This is a genomic window from Methanoregula sp. (genome assembly GCF_049690535.1).
Taxonomy (GTDB): Archaea; Halobacteriota; Methanomicrobia; order Methanomicrobiales; family Methanospirillaceae; genus Methanoregula.
In genome coordinates, this window is sequence record NZ_JBAVMX010000031.1 from 83,634 (window position 1) to 99,329 (window position 15,696).

The following is a 15,696-nucleotide window of genomic DNA, read 5'->3' on the forward strand; positions in this document are numbered from 1 at the left end:
ATGTCAAGGGTTCTTATCGTTGATGACTCCGTATTCATGCGAACGGTCATCCGGGACATGCTGCAAAAGGATCATTCCCTTGAGATAGTGGGAACTGCATCAAACGGTATTGATGCCCTGGAAAAGATCGGCACCCTCAAACCAGACCTGATCACACTGGACATCGAGATGCCCAGGATGAACGGCCTCGAGGTACTGCGAGAATTAAAAAAAGCCCCATGGCGCCCGAAAACACTTATGTTGAGTTCCCTCACCTCGGAGGGGGCAGTGATGACCACCGAGGCGATCCGGCTGGGTGCCGATGATTTCCTGCTCAAGCCAAAGGATCTCCCGCAGCTCCGGCTCATCGCGGATGAGCTGGTTGCAACCATACACCATCTCACAACGGATCTTCCCCTGCCGCAGGAACATATGCATACGACCCCTCAAAAAGACGGGAGTGCAGAACGGGTTGTCCTGATCGGGTCATCCGCCGGTGGACCGCAGATGCTGGATGCCCTTCTCTCAAAACTGCCTGCGGACCTTCCCGCCGCAGTTGTCGTCACCCAGCATATGCCGGTAGGCTTTACCGCACCGCTTGCAGCCCGTTTCAACCGTCTCGCCCATATGCCGGTAAAGGAGACTGAGAACGGGGATATGCTCAAAAACGGTACGGTGCTTCTTTCAAAGGCCGGCGTCCACACGATGATTGGAGCGGCGATGACAAAAGACGGGAAACGAACAGGAAGGATCATTCATTCCAATGCGCCACCGGTTCACGGTGTCCGGCCTGCCGTGGACAAGACCTTTGAATCCGCTGCACAGGTCTTTGGGAAAAACATCGTATCTGTCATTTTAAGCGGGATGGGAAACGATGCCGGCGCAGGAGCATCGGCTATAAAACTGGCAGGCGGAACAAGTATTATCTGCGATCAGAAAGACTGCCTTGTCTATGGCATGGCACGCTCTGCCATCCAGAATAATGCCGTAGATTCGGTACTCCCGCTTGCAAGGATTCCGGATGCGGTGGAACGGCTTGTAGCAAAAATGGTGGAGGATGCACATGTCTGAATTTGAGCAGTACCGGTCATTGTTCGTCGCTGAATCCCGGGAAAACCACGAAAATCTCGTCAAGAACCTTCTGGTACTGGAAAATGGTGCCGACCAGAGCGCGATTGACGAGATCTTCCGGTCGATCCATACACTCAAAGGTGCCTCCGCTTCCATGGGTTTTGCAGACATGGAACGCCTCTGCCACACCATGGAAGACGTATTCCAGTTGATACGGAACGGCAGTACAGAAATGTCTGAAGAGCTTGAGAATATTCTCCTTGCCTGCACCGATCTTATCGAGGAGATGCTGGATGATATCGAAGCCGGCGGCGATTCCTCATCCAAAAATCCCGACGAGCAGGTGCAGGCACTGCGTACCTGGCTGCAGCAGCACGGCACCACTACCGGACATGAGAAAAAGAAGATTCCCTCAAAGGATGAGGACACACGTGCCGGGGCAGAGTGCCAGCCTTCAGATCTTCCTGCAACAGATGCCGGACCGGAATTTACAATGACGATTGTGGTTGCCCCGGAATGCATGATGAAAGATGTCCGGGCCCTCATAGCGATACAGAACCTGGAGACACTGGGTACGATCCGGTCCATGCAGCCGTCAAAGGAGGCCCTCGATGAAGGGCAGTTTGACGGCACTGTTCATCTCACCATCGCCAGCGATGCCGGGGAAGAGGCACTCAAAACCGCCGCTATGGGAACCGAGATTGATTCTGTAGAGATCCGGGCAAAGGAAACACCGGCTTCCCTGCCGGCCGAACCCGGTGTGGCAAAAAAACCCGGAGAACCCGACAGGAAGCAGCCGGCTGCCACGGATAAGAACCGGGAGATAAAAAATCTCCGGGTCGATATTACCCAGCTCGATCATATCATGAACCTCGTTGAGGATCTGGTGATTAACCGGGGCAGGCTCAAGCAGATCGCAGAGGAGCACAAGATAAAAGAGATGGATGAAGCGATCAGCATGGTGGACAGGTCGGTGTCCGAACTCCAGAATCTGATGATGACGATCCGTATGATCCCGCTCTCCCATATTTTCAACCGCCTCCCCCGGGTCGTGCGCGATGTTGCCCAGTACGACCACAAGGAGGTCGAGTTTATCATGGAGGGGGGGGAGACCGAGCTTGACCGCAGCGTGATGGACGGCCTCAATGATCCACTCCTCCACCTGATCAGAAATGCCGTAAACCATGGTATAGAAGATCCGGATCTCCGCGAAAATGCGGGTAAGGCAAGAAAAGGCCTCGTCAGACTTTCAGCACATCGCGACCGGGATAATGTTATCATCGAACTGACAGACGATGGAGCCGGCATTAATGTGGAAAAAGTCAAGAGAAAAGCCGTGGAAAAAGGACTGATAACAGAAGATGTCGCCGCGACACTCACTACGGATCAGGCCATCGAACTGCTCTTTATGCCGGGTTTTTCCACGGCCGATACTATAACGGATATATCAGGGAGAGGCGTAGGTCTCGACGTTGTAAAGAGGGCGATCGAATCGCTCAAAGGTACGATTAAAGTAGAGACGAAACCCGGTAAAGGGAGCACGTTTGAACTCCTGCTTCCCCCGACAATGGCAATCGTCGATGTAATGATAGTCCGGCTCAACAAGAAACGGCTGGCGATACCGATCAGCAGCATTGTCGAAGTGGCGAACTTCAGAAAGGATAAGAGCCACCGGATCGGGAAAGGAGAAGTTACCCTGCTTCGGGATGAAGTGCTCCAGATCCTCTGGCTTAACGAGATGGTCGGGAGCTCGGACCGGTGCGAGATCCTCATTGTCGTTCAGTACCAGAAACGAAAATGCTGTATTCCCGTTGATGCTGTAGAGGGGAAACAGGAAGTTGTTGTAAAGCCGTTGAGCAGTTTTATCGGGACCACAAAAGGCATCAGCGGGGTAACCATCCTCGGGGACGGGGATGTGGTGCCGGTTCTTGATGTAAACACGATGCAGGAGTGATCAAACCATGAAATTGTCATCAGTTCAGGTAGACGCAATGCAGGAACTGGGAAACATAGGGGCGGCTCACGCTGCAACGACCCTGTCCCAGATGCTGTCAAGCCCGGTCGAGATGAGCGTGCCTAAGATCAAGGTAGTGGATGTTGCCCAGCTGGCAGACCATATAGGGGATGAATCTGCGGCGCTTGTGGTCTTTGAACTTCAGGGTGAAATCCCCCACGGGGGATATATCATCTTTTATATCTCCCGTAAATCTGCGGTCCGCCTGACAAATACCATGCTGGGGCTGACCGATCCGGACCGGGCGCTCAACGAGATGGACGAAAGCGCTCTTTTAGAGATCGGGAATATCATGGCGTCGGCATTTCTTGATGCCACTGCAGAACTCCTCGGATTTATCATGCTCCCCTCACCCCCATCGCTTACCATCGACATGGCACACGCCGCCATGCAGTCCCTCATCGCACAGATGCAGGAAGAGATTGATGAGGTCATGTTGTTCTCCACAGAACTGATGTGTGAGGAACACAAGATCGACAGTGACATCATCATGATGCCGGAGACAAGCATGCTCAAAACGTTTGTCGAACGCCTGGAAAACCTGATGAAACCAAGTTGATGCCACCGGAACCGGAATGCCTGAACCATCCTCACAGAATAAAGTACCCGTCATGATTGGTATTGGTGAGTACCATGTGGGTTCCGTACCCATGATGGCGATCGGCCTTGGTTCCTGCATCGGTCTGACCATCTACGACAAAGACCGGCATATCGGGGCGATGGTGCATATCATGCTGCCCGAAAGTTCCGGGCGCACCGATCGGCCGGGAAAATACGCTGATACCGCCGTTCCCCTCCTTCTCAACAAACTGTCAGATATGGGGTGCCAAAAGGCATCGCTCGTAGTGAAAATGGCCGGGGGCGCATGCATGTTTGAATATTTTGGCAATAATCTTAATATCGGGGAACGGAATGCAGAGAAAGTCCGGGCGATTCTCGCAGACAACCATCTCCGTATCTCTTCAGAGGAGGTCGGGGGAAAAAGCGGCAGGACCGTTGCGTTCTATCCTGACGATGGCGGGAAGGTCACCGTCAGGAGCGCGGATGGCGTCGCACACGAGATCTAAACTTTTTTTGTGTTTTCTGCTCCTCCTTATTCCGGTAGCAGCGGGGGCAGCGGATCTGACGGGAACTTCCGCATCTCCTGATGTGCAGCAGAACCATGGAGCAATCCACCTTTTTATCCCGGCGGCCGGGTCGATCCATTCCACGCAGGTAACCGATATTATCAACGGGCCGCATGGCGAAGTCCTCGTAGCAACAGCATTTGGTCTTTCAACCTACACCGGGTACTGGACCACGCAGCATGTCAACCGGACGAATATCTCTGCCGGCCTGATGGAGGACTATGTCACGGCCCTTGAGTACGACGCATCCGGTAACCTCTGGATTGGTTTTGGAGACGGTATTCAGATCTATAACGGGCACGATTATACCGTGATACAGGATCAGGAACTTTTAAAAAGCCTCCAAATCCGAGGCCTCCAGCGCTGGGATGACGATATGTGGGTCGCAACCGGGAATTCGGGGCTGAACCGGTATCACAACGGAACATGGACGTGGTTTTCTCCGTACTCACAAAACGGGCCGGGATTCTTTGAGGCAGACAGTATGGCACTCGACAGTGCAACTGATACCCTCTTCGTTGCCACAGACCATGAGGGTCTCTGGGAAGTGACGACCGCAAACGGCACCGCCGGTTTCGATAAAATACAGGATACGGGCGATCCGTTCGGGCTGCTTGGCCATGTACGGCGCGATGCACTCGGGGGGGTCTATTTCTTCAATGCCACGGAGGTAGCGCACTATGACGCTGCAACGGGATTTACACCGCTCATCCATCTGTCAGATCTGGACGCCGGGACCTCTTTTATCAGTGATGTGGCCGGGGGATCGAACGGCGCCCTCTATGTGGCAACCGATAATGGCATGTATGTATGGGAAAACGCCCGGATCACCTGCCACCTGATGCCCTTTGACGGGTTTGGCACCACACCCCGCATCAGGACTGTATTTACCGACGCGGATAACCGGTTGTGGTTCTCTACGCCGGATGAGGTCGGTTACTATACCGGGGATGCATCAACTGAGCCCCTTATCGCCGTTGAGACCATGACCCCGACACCCCCCCCAACACCGGTGCCTGAGCCGCTGAACGTCTCACAAACGACACCGTCAGAAAACGTGCCGCAACAGAAGGCCACATCACCCTTTGATGGGATCTTCACCGCCCTTTTCGGGTTCTCCCGGTTTTTTTATCCATCCAGCTAAAAAAATGCGTTTAATAGAAAAGTGCACCTGTTAAACGGGTTCAATAAAAAAACATGATGACTATTCGTCATCAGCAGCATAGTAGTAATATTCGCCACGGCTTTTCTGTTCCCGGTCAAGGAAAGACTCAGGTTTGTTGATCCGGGGCCGACCGGTCTGGTCACGACGGAACGTGACGTCAAGCGCTTTTAAAAACCGGTTCATCCCGTCCCGCATGGCAAAGGGACCGGCTGCGGTACCTTCGATTCCAGGCTCACCTTCAAAGACAAGTATCCGTTCACTGATCATATCGATGAGATAGATGTCATGATCGATGACGAGGATCGCCACCGCTTTTCCTTCTGCGTGGTGCTTGATGAGCCGGGTCACCTTCACGCGCTGCTCGACATCAAGATGTGCACTTGGTTCATCGAGGATATAGAGATCCGCATCCCGTGAGAGGCAGGCCGCGATCGCCACCCTTTGGAGTTCTCCCCCGCTCAGGGAATCAACCGGTGACTGGAGGATAGCCTCAAGCGAGAGGGGTTCGATGATCTCGTGCTGGTAATAGGAAGTATCAAATTTACTGGTGCACTTACGGAGATACAATTCAACCGAATCCGACGTGTCCGGTTTGATATATTGCGGCTTATACGATATCCGGAGTTTGGTGTCCATCGTACCGGTATCGGGTTTTTCAACCCCGGCAAGCAGTTTCGCAAAGGTGCTTTTCCCCATGCCGTTTGCCCCGATAACCCCCAGCACTTCGCCAGCCTTTATCGTTCCACCCGAGATCGTCAGATGGAACGTATCGTATTTCTTGGTGAGGGCAGGAATATCCACCAGGTCTTCTCTTTTCGAGCCCTTCTCGTGCGCCCGCTTCTCGAAGATCACCTGTGAGTCCCGGAACCGTACGTTCTCTTCAGCAAGATATCCTTCGAGGTACTGGTTGATACCGACACGGACGCCTTTTGGCCGGGTGATGACCCCGAATACTGCTGGCTTGCCGTACCCTACGTGCACCGTGTCTGCCAGCATATCGAGAATAGCAAGATCGTGCTCAACGATCACGACCGGGCGGTCCATCGCGAGCTCACGGATAAGTTTGGCCGCGGAAATACGCTGGTAAATGTCCAGGAACGGCGTTATTTCATCGAGGAAGTAGAGGTCGGCATTCCGGGCAAGGCAGGCCGCGATCGCCACCCTTTGGAGTTCTCCCCCGCTCAGCGTGCTGACCTGGTGATCAATGATTGCATCAAGTTTGAGCACGGGAATGAGTTCGGCAAGTTTGCCCCGCTCATCGGTCGTTTTGAGCAAATCACGGATCGTCCCGGAAAAAACTTTCGGGATAAAATCGATGTACTGCGGTTTGACCGCAATCTTCCTGCTCTTTTTTGAAACTGTCTGGAGGTAGTCAAAGAGTTCGGTTCCGGCATAACGTTTCAGGATTTCTTCCCAGGCAACCTCATTATCGAAATTCCCGAGGTTTGGGCGGAGTTGCCCGGAGAGGATCTTCACTGCGGTGCTTTTCCCGATACCGTTGGCACCAAGGATACCGGTGACTTTTCCCTGCACCGGGATGGGAAGCCCGTACAGTGCAAACCCGTTCTTCCCGTACCGGTGGGTGGGGTGCTCAAGTTCTTCGGGCAGACTCACGATATCCAGCGCGTCGAACGGGCATTTCTTGACGCAGATGCCACACCCGACGCAGAGTTCCTCTGATATGACCGCCTTGTTATCCTCACCGATGACAATGGTTTCGTCACCGGTCCGTACCCGGGGGCAGTAGATAATGCACTCGGTTCCGCACTTCTTCGCGTGACAGCGATCCTTATGGACAATAGCGATTCTCATGGCGATCTCAAAAAGTGGGGATCAGGACTGGAGAGCCGGAAAGACGGTGATATAATCGTTCTTCGTTATCGTATTGGTTCCGGCGGCATTTGCGGTCGTGAGGTTCACCGTGAAGTTTCCCGTAGATGAGTATGTCTTTTCCGGGTTATTTACTGTTGAAAACGTGCCGTCGCCGAAACTCCAGTTCCATGAAGTCGGGGTGTTTGTGCTGATATCGCTGAAAGTAACTGTGAGCGGGGCAGTACCAGAACTAACGTTTGAAGAGAAACCGGCGACCGGTACCGTGGTTGAAAGCAGTATAGTCCATGTCAGGAACCAGAATGCAAACGTCATGAAACCCTGGTAGAACCAGTCTTTTGTACCCAGTTTTGAGGATTGATGCAGGAGGATGAAGATATGCCGCTGGACAACTACCCCAGCAAGCATCAGCATGAACGCAAGAAGCCCTATATCACTTTTTACCGTCACCTGGAGATAGTACGACAGGATCCCAACAAAGATTCCTATCATACAGGCGACACCGGTTCTCTGTATCCGGTCTATGTGTTCAGCCTGCTTTTCCAGTTTGGTTTTCTGTTTCCGGGAAAGGGCCGGTTGCTCTTCCACGATCACTTCTTCGGTCATCAGGCTACACCCAGTAGTCTTATTTTTTAGTGCGCAAGCCATATGTAAGTTGGTATAATCCATGGCGACTGCACAGGGAATGAGCGGGATCGATGTGAGGGCGGTGACACATGAGCTCTGCGCTAAGCTGCCGCTCTGGATCGACAAAGTCTACCAGTTTGAAACCCGCACTCTCGGGATCCGTTTAAACGGGGAGAATCATGCGAAGTACCTGTTGCTCATCGAGGCCGGCCGGCGGGCGCACCTGGTGAAAAATTTCCCGGTCCCGCCGAAAAATCCGCCACAGTTTGCCATGCTCCTGCGTAAATATGTCTCGGGTGGCAAGGTGCTTGCGATCCGGCAGCACGGGTTAGAGAGGATACTCATTTTCGATATCGGGAAAGGAGATCTTACCTACCGGCTCATCATCGAACTCTTCGATGAAGGAAACGTGATCCTGACTGACGAAGCATACCGGATCATAAAACCACTCCGCCACCACCGGTTCAAGGAACGGGATATCGTACCCGATGCCATCTACACGATGAGCGGCACTGATCCGACAGGATCTCCCGAAAACCTCACCGCAACCCTTGCCGGTGACCACCGTGATCTCGTGCGTGCCCTTGCAATAGCCGGGATGCTGGGCGGCACCTATGCTGAATACGTGTGCCGGACTGCCGGCATCGAGAAATCCACACCGGCACAAAAAGCCGATCCCGGAACGGTGTTTGCCGCAGTCCAGGCACTTTTTGACATGGTACAGCACGCCGGTCAGCCGGTTGTTTCTGCCACAAGCTGCGAACCTGTCGTGCTCGCCGCAGGTTCAGACAGCACACCGTGCGACAAAAACCGGTTTTCCGGTTTTTCCGAGGCACTTGAGACATTCTACCCGATGACCAAGGCAGAGAAAGTCCGGGTCACATCAAAGCCAAAACTCTCCGAAGCGGAACGGATTCACAAATACCAGGAAACGGCAATAAAAAAATTCGATGAGAAAATAAAAAAGACCGAAGAGGTTGTTGCCGCGATCTACGAGAACTACCAGTTCGTTGCACAGGTGATCTCATCGCTGGATGCAGCGAGCAAACGCCTTTCCTGGCAGGAGATAGAGCACCACCTCCGGGACACTTCTTCGGCCGATGCAAAACGTATCGTGACATTCTATCCCGACGAAGCGGCAGTCGAGGTCGACATGGGAAAGAAGGTGAAGATCTTCGTCCACGAGAGTGTCGAGCAGAATGCCGGCCGATACTATGACGTGATAAAAAAATTCAAAAAGAAGAAAGAAGGCGCCCTTCTTGCAATGAAGACCATCAAGCCGAAGAACAAAAGTGTCCGGCACGATATTGTCCCCATGAAGAAACTCTGGTACCACCGGTTCCGGTGGTTTGTTACAAGCGATGGCGTGGTGGTGCTGGGCGGCCGGGACGCATCGCAGAACGAGGAGCTGGTCAAGAAGTACATGACCGGGGGCGATCTCTTTGTGCATGCAGATGTACACGGCGCAAGTGTCGTGATCGTAAAGGGCACAACAAAGAAGATGGACGAGGTGGCGCAGTTTGCCGCATCGTACTCCGGCGCGTGGCGGAGCGGACACTTTTCCGCCGATGTGTACAGTGCGCAGCCAAACCAAGTGAGTAAGACCCCGGAGTCCGGGGAATTTGTTACCCGGGGTTCCTTCATTGTCCGGGGGGAACGTACCTATTACCGTGATGTCCCCCTTGCAGTGGGTATCGGCCTTGTGCTGGAGCCGCAGGCAGCCGTAATCGGCGGACCGCCGGCCGTGATCAGGTCGCGGACAAAGACATTTGCCGAATTAAAACCCGGCCAGTACGAGCCAAACGATGTGGCAAAGAAGGTGCTGCGTCAGCTCCGGCAGAATATCAGTCCCGATGAGGAAAGATTGCTCAAAGGGATCCTGAACACCGATACGGTTGCAGCCTTTGTCCCGCCCGGGGGTTCGGATATTTCGGGGACGCCATGAAAGCGGAGTACGGCGAACTTAAGGATAATTCAGGTGAAATACGGCTCCTGCCGGAGAGCATTGACGATCTCTGGCACCTCCAGCACCTTATCGAACCCGGGGACCTGGTGTTTGCGACAACATTCCGGAGCGTCGAATCAGCAACCGATAAGATCCGTCCCGAAAAGGTGGAGAAACGTCCGGTACGGCTGGGAATCCGGGCGGAAAGAGTGGAGTTCTCCGAGCACGGGGTGAGGCTCCGGATCACAGGTACGATTGAGTCCGGAGTGGACATCGGGTCGTACCACACGATCAACGTCGAGACCGGGTATGAAATATCTATTATCCGCCAGTGGCGGCCGGTCGATCTCGAACGGATTTCCCGGGCAGTAAAATCATCGGTCTTTGGTGTGATCCACATCCTGACCATCGAAGAGGGAGAGGCCGAGCTCTTCCGGCTCCGGCAGTACGGCCCAGAAAGCGCAGTCACCATCACGGCAGGGAGTGGAAAAGGAGGGGAGACCGATACCCGCCGGACCGGTTTTTTTGATGCTGTGCTCAAAATTATCGCGGAGATCTCCGGACCGCTCGTCATTGCAGGCCCCGGCTTTGTCAAAGACGATTTTGTCAGATATGCCAGGAACAACAACAGCGCTCCTGCCGGGCGGGCAATTGTGGTCGAGACCCGGAGGATCGGGCATGGCGCGGTGCAGGACGTTATCGGCGCGGGAACCCTCGAAAAACTGATCGGCGACATCCAGCTCTCCCGGGAGGTAAAACTGATGGACGAGGTGCTCCTTCGGATTTCCCGGGACGGGGCGGTTGCCTACGGGAAACAGCAAGTGGCATCAGCGATCGAGTACGGCGCTGTTGATGAAGTGCTGCTCGCCGACACCCAGCTCCGGGATAAAGATGTTATGCAGCTCGTTGAGACGGCTGAAAGGATGCAGGCAACGATCGTCGTCCTCTCGACCGAGTTTGAGCCCGGGGAGCGCCTCGAGGCACTGGGCGGGATTGCTGCCCTGCTCAGGTATAAACTGGCGTGCTGATTTTTTATTCTGTTCTGCATCCGGCGCCCGGTTCTTTACCTGCAGATGCATTCAGGTAGTAGTGTAAACCCGCCACACTTACAAAAAAAGTGACCGAATCGTACATTGTCCGGTAAAAATAATTTTATCGCAATTTTCTTGCGTCAGTTACTTATCCGAATTACGGATAATTATCCGTAGTTCGGATGTATATCCAACAACGTTTTTATTCTTACCGTCGTGAATTTTTTCAAGGGGATCGCTTTTTTTACAAAAAAACCGGATCGCCCGGCCCGGTAAAATTTTTCGTTTGCAAAAAAGAGAGAGAATATTTTTTATCCGGAAAAAAGATCTTCGTTCGGCGAACCGTATTTATCCGGCACATTTAAGAAAAGAGATGTGCCCGGAACCTGCACCGGTCCGGAAACATCAACAATGTTTTGTCAATTCTGAAAAACACACAATATCCATGTGATCACGTAGAAACCGGAAAAAATGGGTTCGCCCTATCTGATCCAATGTGCTTAACTGACCGTGAACCCGCTGTAGGTGCCGTAACTGCCATCAGAATTCGTAAGAATCACATTATATGTCCCGGCCGGCACCCCACTGAATAAAGGATATGCCTCAGTATTGGAATTCAACGGAGCGTTGTTAACTGTGACATTAGCCCCGGTGACCGTATTTGAAAGCGTGACCGTTAATCCCTGCTGGAGGGTGGTGCTGGTATCAATGGTAAGTCTCCCTGACCATATATTCGCACCCGTCCCCGTTGCGAGAGGCATGGCAGAGACACTCGTAATTGTGATCGACCCGGTCGAAGCGGACGTTGTTGGCGTCGCTGTCACCGTGGATGTGGATCCATGAACAGTGAACTCATTGGCATAGGAGACAAACTGCCCGTCCGGGTTGGTAACCACGACATCCCAAAATCCGGTCGCGGTAGTCGAAGGGATAACAAAGGTACAGGTCAGGTGAGATGAATCCACCCATACCACACTTGTCGCATTGATGGTGCTTCCCGCATGCGCCAGCTGCACCGTCGCTCCTGACTGGAAATTACTCCCCAGCAGATCGGTAATGGCAACCGAGGTCCCGGCATATCCCTCACTGGGAACAATATCCTTGAACGAGGGTGCTCCGGCAGCGATCGTTGTCGCCGTTGCGGCAGTAGTGGTAGTCACCGTGGTAACAACGGTTGTTGATACCACGAGGGTCGGCGCCGCTGTGGGTATCGATGAAACGGTCACATGAGTAATTTTTACCGTGTACACTTTTTCCATCGTCGAACGTGGTGACGTGTCCGTGGCAGAGTTTGTACGGTATCCCCAGGACCCGTCAGTGTTTTTGTGGATATATGCCCGGGTGTACGAGTCTGTCGAAGGATCGTAACTGATAATCAGCCAGGCTGCCGTGGTGCTGGCAGATGAGCTCCATACAATATCCCCCGCAGTGTACAGCGGCGCTATTGTTGTCGCAGTGGTAACTGCACTTGTTGTAGTAGTTGCAGTCGAGCCTGAACTATTGGAACAGCCCATAATGGTCACGCACAGGACAAGAAAAATACTCAGGACAAGGAAAATTCCGGCGGGATTTTTCATATACTACAGTTATTCTGCAGGATATTAAAAATTGTTTAACAGGACAGGAGAATATCCCGGCTGCGCCAGCTCATCACCACGTAAAACAACCCTGAACCATTGATCTGGTTCAACCAAAAAAACGCTAAAAAAATAATTGTTCTGATAAACCGGATTATGCTTCCTTCTTCTCCGGCTTCTTGTAGGTCTCGACAAGCGTGATCTCGGAGATACCATTCACGAGTTCGAAGCCTTCATGGAGGATCCGGCCATGCCACAGGAGCCAGCGTCGGTCGTAGTTAATCCCGGGCGGGAGGGTGACCGTTGCTTTTTTGTCGTCGAGGGTAACTTCCATATCCTTTCCGGCGTAGAGCCGGATAAGACCCTTAAACTGTTCCAGCGGGTCCTTTACGATCTCCTCAATCTTGTAATGGTACGTAAGCGTCTGGCCGGCGAGGGGTTGGTTGAAATCGACGATGACCTTCGAGCCGATGACATCGACGACCACACCTTCTCCCTGTTCCTCGACGTTAATCCGCATCCCCCGGGTCGGCTTGTCCTTGAACTTGTTCTTCGGGAACGACTGGACTTTTTTAAGGTCACGTTCACCAAAGGCCTTTTCCGGCGGAACAGTCACGTCGGCTTCGGTGCCGACAACCTTCCCGACGAGTTCCTCGTCAAGGCCAGCTATAACGTGCTTCTGCCCGACACAGATGGTAACCGGACCGTAGATGGCAGTCGTGCTGTGGATATCCGCGGCCTTTGCCGCCTCTTCCTCGGTAGTATCAAAAACTATGCCGTTTGCGCTGCCAGTATAACTGAGTTTAACAAAATCTCCTTCGTTTATTGCCATACATCACCTGACTATATTAAATCGCAACAGGGACAGATAAAAGTGTGGCACGACAATGCTCGAAATAGAACTCAAAGTAAGGGTGGATTCCCTCGATCCCATCCGGCAGAACCTGAACGCCCGGCACGCCGGGTTCCAGGGAAAACAGCATGAACACGATATCTATTACAACGCCCCGCACCGCGACTTCGGGATCACGGACGAAGCCCTGAGAGTACGGTACACTGACGGCCCTGCCCTCGTCACGTACAAGGGAAAGAAACTCCCCGAATACGGGCTCAAGGCACGCGAAGAGCTCAACACGACGGTCGAATCCGGAGAGGTGTTTGAACAGATCCTTGCCCGGCTCGGATTTACAAAGACCGCCGAAGTGAACAAGTGGCGGGAGAACTACCGTCTCGAAAATGCTTCATTCGCGCTGGATCTCGTTGAGGGCCTCGGGACCTTTGTCGAGATCGAGATCATGACAGAAAACAACGGTTCAGATGCCACTGCCCGGATTCAGAACTATGCAAAAGAGATGGGAATTTCCGGCGAGCCGATCCTCGCCTCCTATCTCGAACTGATCCTCGCTACACGGTGAGGAGTTCGACTTTTATGTCTTTTGCCTCGGTACCGAAGTGGAGCATGGCACAGTAGCCATCCATCGCGGGCCCGGGGTTCACGATTTTTACGCCGTCAACATCCATGACGCCGCGCTGCTCGTGGATATGAGCACAGCAGACCAGATCAAAGTCCTTCATGTGGCGGCGGATGCTCTGGCTGCCCACATGTTCGCCGTTCGCGAGGTCGAGCGTCTCATACGGCGGCGCATGGGAAATGAGGACATTATGAACCGTCTTTTCCATCTTTGCTGTCGCAGCGTGGAGCAGATCGTCGATCTGCTTGTCGGTCAGCTCAAACGGCGTATTGAACGGCGTTGGGTTGGAGCCACCGACGCCCACGAGCGTCATTTTCCCCAGGTTCATCTGAGCGCCATGAAGGCAGACCGCGTCAGAGTGTTCAAGCGTATCGAGGATCTCTCTGGGGTCACAGTTGCCCGGTACCGCAAAACAGGGTACGTCAATGCGCGAAAGCACATCGTCAACAGTGTCCACCGGACCCATATTGGTGATATCGCCGGCAATAAATACAGCTTCCGGATTCAATTCCAGAAATGAATCAATTTTACCGAATTGACCATGGAGATCTGCTATCAAAAGCACATCTTTCATGGTATATCATTTCAAACGGGGTCTAAAAAACCTTACCGCCCAGTTAGCAGGACGATAACTGACGTGAAAAACGTTCTACTCTGTTATTTCCCTATGGGATATTAATTCTTCCGACGTACCGCGCGTCCGGCCCGGTCATTTTCAAGATCTCGGAAGGGATAGTCCCAAGATCAAACGCGCATTGATTCCGTTTTGTTTTTCAGGTAGAGCACGACCTCAAAACCGGCCCTCTTTTCAAAACTCATTCCATTTCTGCCTGAAGTTCTTTGATCTCATTCTCCAGTTTTTTCCTCTCGTTCTCCCGGCCAGAACTCCACCAGATTGCAATTCCGAGTAGGATCAGCCCGAATATAAGAATGAGAAAATTAAACAAAAATCCTAAAAATAGGAATAGCAAGCCGACCAAACATGCCAGTATCGGCCCTGTTTGGCTTATTCCCTCAATTTGGTCGCGTTTTGTCTTCACTTTGGCTTGAATGACTTTGTCTTTCGATGAGGTTATCACAGGGATGAGAGGTGCTCCACACGCATTACAGAACGCCGCCCCCTCTTTGTTTTCCTTTCCACATTTCTGACAGAACATTCTCTCTCCTGTTTCTATTACCTCAACCAAATCCTTTTTTTAGGCCTCTCACGGAGTGGTGAGTTCTATCTTCCATGGGCCGCTGGCCGTCACGTCGAGATAGTAGGTTCCCGTGTCCAGACTCGATGAGTGTTTCCCTGAATATGATCCGATCTCATTTGCCAAGAGGTCGAGTTTATTGCCGTCGGAATCTTTCAGCCAAACAATAAAATTATCGTCGCTGTTATAAGACATACTGAAAATCCGGATCCCGTAGCCGGTTGCCGTGAATGACTGGACATCATCACCAGATCCGGAGAATGTCAGCGAACCCGATGCCGTTCCAGACGGTGTTGGTGCAGATTGAGTACTCGACTGTACATAACCGCCTGTATTGGGGTTATAGACCCATCCAGTAGGAGGTACTGTGGTTGGTGTCTGTGTTGGTACCGGAGTTAGTACCATGCTTGGAACTGGTGTCGCTGATGCCGCCGTACTTACTCCTACAGGGGTGGTAAAAACAAATGCCGCTACTATTGCTGAAACTACGATAAGAATGAAAATTATCGCGATAATTACTCCTCCGTAGAACAAGATACCATGCTTTTTCTTTGGTGCCTCGGGAATTTCGGTCGGGAGGGCGGCATTGGCCGGGTGAACCGGATCCTTAAGAGCCGCTCCGCACGAATTACAAAAAGCAGCACCGTTCTCATTATCGGCCC

Annotated in this window: 15 protein-coding genes; 8 read left to right on the top strand and 7 right to left on the bottom strand. The window is 52.7% G+C overall.

Annotation, left to right across the window (positions count from 1 at the left end; all coding sequences use genetic code 11):
* From cheB to WCE46_RS02710, 5 genes are read left to right on the top strand one after another with little or no spacing between them, the layout of a single operon-like run.
* Nucleotides 1-1,050: a chemotaxis-specific protein-glutamate methyltransferase CheB gene (gene cheB / locus WCE46_RS02690; protein ID WP_424732160.1), complete on the top strand. Its 1,050-nt coding sequence runs from the start codon at nucleotides 1-3 to the stop codon at nucleotides 1,048-1,050.
* A complete protein-coding gene (locus WCE46_RS02695; protein WP_424732161.1) occupies nucleotides 1,043-3,004 on the top strand; it encodes a chemotaxis protein CheW in 1,962 nt (653 codons plus the stop codon). Before cheB ends, WCE46_RS02695 begins: the two co-directional genes overlap by 8 nt.
* Nucleotides 3,005-3,011: 7 nt before the next feature.
* The gene (locus WCE46_RS02700; RefSeq protein WP_424732162.1) at nucleotides 3,012-3,623 is read left to right on the top strand and encodes a chemotaxis protein CheC; all 612 of its coding nucleotides are present in this window, start codon (nucleotides 3,012-3,014) and stop codon (nucleotides 3,621-3,623) included.
* A 16-nt stretch (nucleotides 3,624-3,639) separates the two neighbouring features.
* Nucleotides 3,640-4,131, top strand: coding sequence for a chemotaxis protein CheD (locus tag WCE46_RS02705; RefSeq protein ID WP_424732163.1), 492 nt, complete (start codon nucleotides 3,640-3,642; stop codon nucleotides 4,129-4,131).
* Complete coding sequence (locus WCE46_RS02710; protein ID WP_424732164.1) at nucleotides 4,109-5,335, top strand: hypothetical protein; 1,227 nt, start codon at nucleotides 4,109-4,111, stop codon at nucleotides 5,333-5,335. Before WCE46_RS02705 ends, WCE46_RS02710 begins: the two co-directional genes overlap by 23 nt.
* A 60-nt stretch (nucleotides 5,336-5,395) precedes the next feature.
* Here the strand turns inward: WCE46_RS02710 and WCE46_RS02715 are convergent, their stop codons facing one another.
* The gene (locus WCE46_RS02715) at nucleotides 5,396-7,168 is read right to left on the bottom strand and encodes a ribosome biogenesis/translation initiation ATPase RLI (protein ID WP_424732165.1); all 1,773 of its coding nucleotides are present in this window, start codon (nucleotides 7,166-7,168) and stop codon (nucleotides 5,396-5,398) included.
* Nucleotides 7,169-7,189: 21 nt separating this feature from the next.
* The gene (locus tag WCE46_RS02720; protein ID WP_424732166.1) at nucleotides 7,190-7,792 is read right to left on the bottom strand and encodes a PKD domain-containing protein; all 603 of its coding nucleotides are present in this window, start codon (nucleotides 7,790-7,792) and stop codon (nucleotides 7,190-7,192) included.
* 61 nt (nucleotides 7,793-7,853) lie between these two features.
* Here WCE46_RS02720 and rqcH point away from each other — a divergent pair, with 61 nt between their 5' ends.
* Nucleotides 7,854-9,758, top strand: coding sequence for a ribosome rescue protein RqcH (rqcH, locus tag WCE46_RS02725; RefSeq protein ID WP_424732167.1), 1,905 nt, complete (start codon nucleotides 7,854-7,856; stop codon nucleotides 9,756-9,758).
* Nucleotides 9,755-10,786 (top strand): mRNA surveillance protein pelota, encoded by a 1,032-nt coding sequence (locus WCE46_RS02730; protein WP_424732168.1) that lies wholly within the window; start codon nucleotides 9,755-9,757, stop codon nucleotides 10,784-10,786. Before rqcH ends, WCE46_RS02730 begins: the two co-directional genes overlap by 4 nt.
* 503 nt (nucleotides 10,787-11,289) lie before the next feature.
* Here the strand turns inward: WCE46_RS02730 and WCE46_RS02735 are convergent.
* Both WCE46_RS02735 and WCE46_RS02740 read right to left on the bottom strand, forming a co-directional pair.
* Entirely contained in the window at nucleotides 11,290-12,366 is a 1,077-nt protein-coding gene (locus WCE46_RS02735; protein ID WP_424732169.1) for a hypothetical protein, read from the bottom strand.
* Between the two features lie 154 nt (nucleotides 12,367-12,520).
* Nucleotides 12,521-13,198, bottom strand: a complete 678-nt coding sequence (locus tag WCE46_RS02740) for an FKBP-type peptidyl-prolyl cis-trans isomerase (RefSeq protein WP_424732170.1) — start codon at nucleotides 13,196-13,198, stop codon at nucleotides 12,521-12,523.
* Nucleotides 13,199-13,253: 55 nt separating this feature from the next.
* Between WCE46_RS02740 and cyaB the strand changes: the two genes are divergently transcribed.
* A complete protein-coding gene (gene cyaB, locus WCE46_RS02745) occupies nucleotides 13,254-13,781 on the top strand; it encodes a class IV adenylate cyclase (RefSeq protein ID WP_424732171.1) in 528 nt (175 codons plus the stop codon).
* On the opposite strand, the gene WCE46_RS02750 is transcribed toward cyaB, so the two are convergent.
* The 3 genes from WCE46_RS02750 to WCE46_RS02760 all read right to left on the bottom strand — a co-directional run.
* A complete protein-coding gene (locus tag WCE46_RS02750; RefSeq protein ID WP_424732172.1) occupies nucleotides 13,771-14,412 on the bottom strand; it encodes a metallophosphoesterase family protein in 642 nt (213 codons plus the stop codon). The two genes, cyaB and WCE46_RS02750, sit on opposite strands and share 11 nt — an antisense overlap.
* Before the next feature lie 241 nt (nucleotides 14,413-14,653).
* A complete protein-coding gene (locus WCE46_RS02755) occupies nucleotides 14,654-15,025 on the bottom strand; it encodes a zinc-ribbon domain-containing protein (RefSeq protein ID WP_424732173.1) in 372 nt (123 codons plus the stop codon).
* 18 nt (nucleotides 15,026-15,043) lie between these two features.
* Nucleotides 15,044-15,696 (bottom strand): hypothetical protein (locus tag WCE46_RS02760; RefSeq protein ID WP_424732174.1); only part of this gene is annotated, 653 nt, incomplete at its 5' end.

What these genes read in the sequence shown, in the direction of transcription:
- WCE46_RS02740 (WP_424732170.1), bottom strand. Translation starts at nt 13,198, where the DNA reads ATGGCAATAAACGAAGGAGATTTTGTTAAACTCAGTTATACTGGCAGC.
- WCE46_RS02700 (WP_424732162.1), top strand. Translation starts at nt 3,012, where the DNA reads ATGAAATTGTCATCAGTTCAGGTAGACGCAATGCAGGAACTGGGAAAC.
- WCE46_RS02715 (WP_424732165.1), bottom strand. Translation starts at nt 7,168, where the DNA reads ATGAGAATCGCTATTGTCCATAAGGATCGCTGTCACGCGAAGAAGTGC.
- WCE46_RS02720 (WP_424732166.1), bottom strand. Translation starts at nt 7,792, where the DNA reads ATGACCGAAGAAGTGATCGTGGAAGAGCAACCGGCCCTTTCCCGGAAA.
- WCE46_RS02750 (WP_424732172.1), bottom strand. Translation starts at nt 14,412, where the DNA reads ATGAAAGATGTGCTTTTGATAGCAGATCTCCATGGTCAATTCGGTAAA.
- cheB (WP_424732160.1), top strand. Translation starts at nt 1, where the DNA reads ATGTCAAGGGTTCTTATCGTTGATGACTCCGTATTCATGCGAACGGTC.
- WCE46_RS02735 (WP_424732169.1), bottom strand. Translation starts at nt 12,366, where the DNA reads ATGAAAAATCCCGCCGGAATTTTCCTTGTCCTGAGTATTTTTCTTGTC.
- WCE46_RS02695 (WP_424732161.1), top strand. Translation starts at nt 1,043, where the DNA reads ATGTCTGAATTTGAGCAGTACCGGTCATTGTTCGTCGCTGAATCCCGG.
- WCE46_RS02710 (WP_424732164.1), top strand. Translation starts at nt 4,109, where the DNA reads ATGGCGTCGCACACGAGATCTAAACTTTTTTTGTGTTTTCTGCTCCTC.
- WCE46_RS02705 (WP_424732163.1), top strand. Translation starts at nt 3,640, where the DNA reads ATGCCTGAACCATCCTCACAGAATAAAGTACCCGTCATGATTGGTATT.
- WCE46_RS02730 (WP_424732168.1), top strand. Translation starts at nt 9,755, where the DNA reads ATGAAAGCGGAGTACGGCGAACTTAAGGATAATTCAGGTGAAATACGG.
- rqcH (WP_424732167.1), top strand. Translation starts at nt 7,854, where the DNA reads ATGGCGACTGCACAGGGAATGAGCGGGATCGATGTGAGGGCGGTGACA.
- cyaB (WP_424732171.1), top strand. Translation starts at nt 13,254, where the DNA reads ATGCTCGAAATAGAACTCAAAGTAAGGGTGGATTCCCTCGATCCCATC.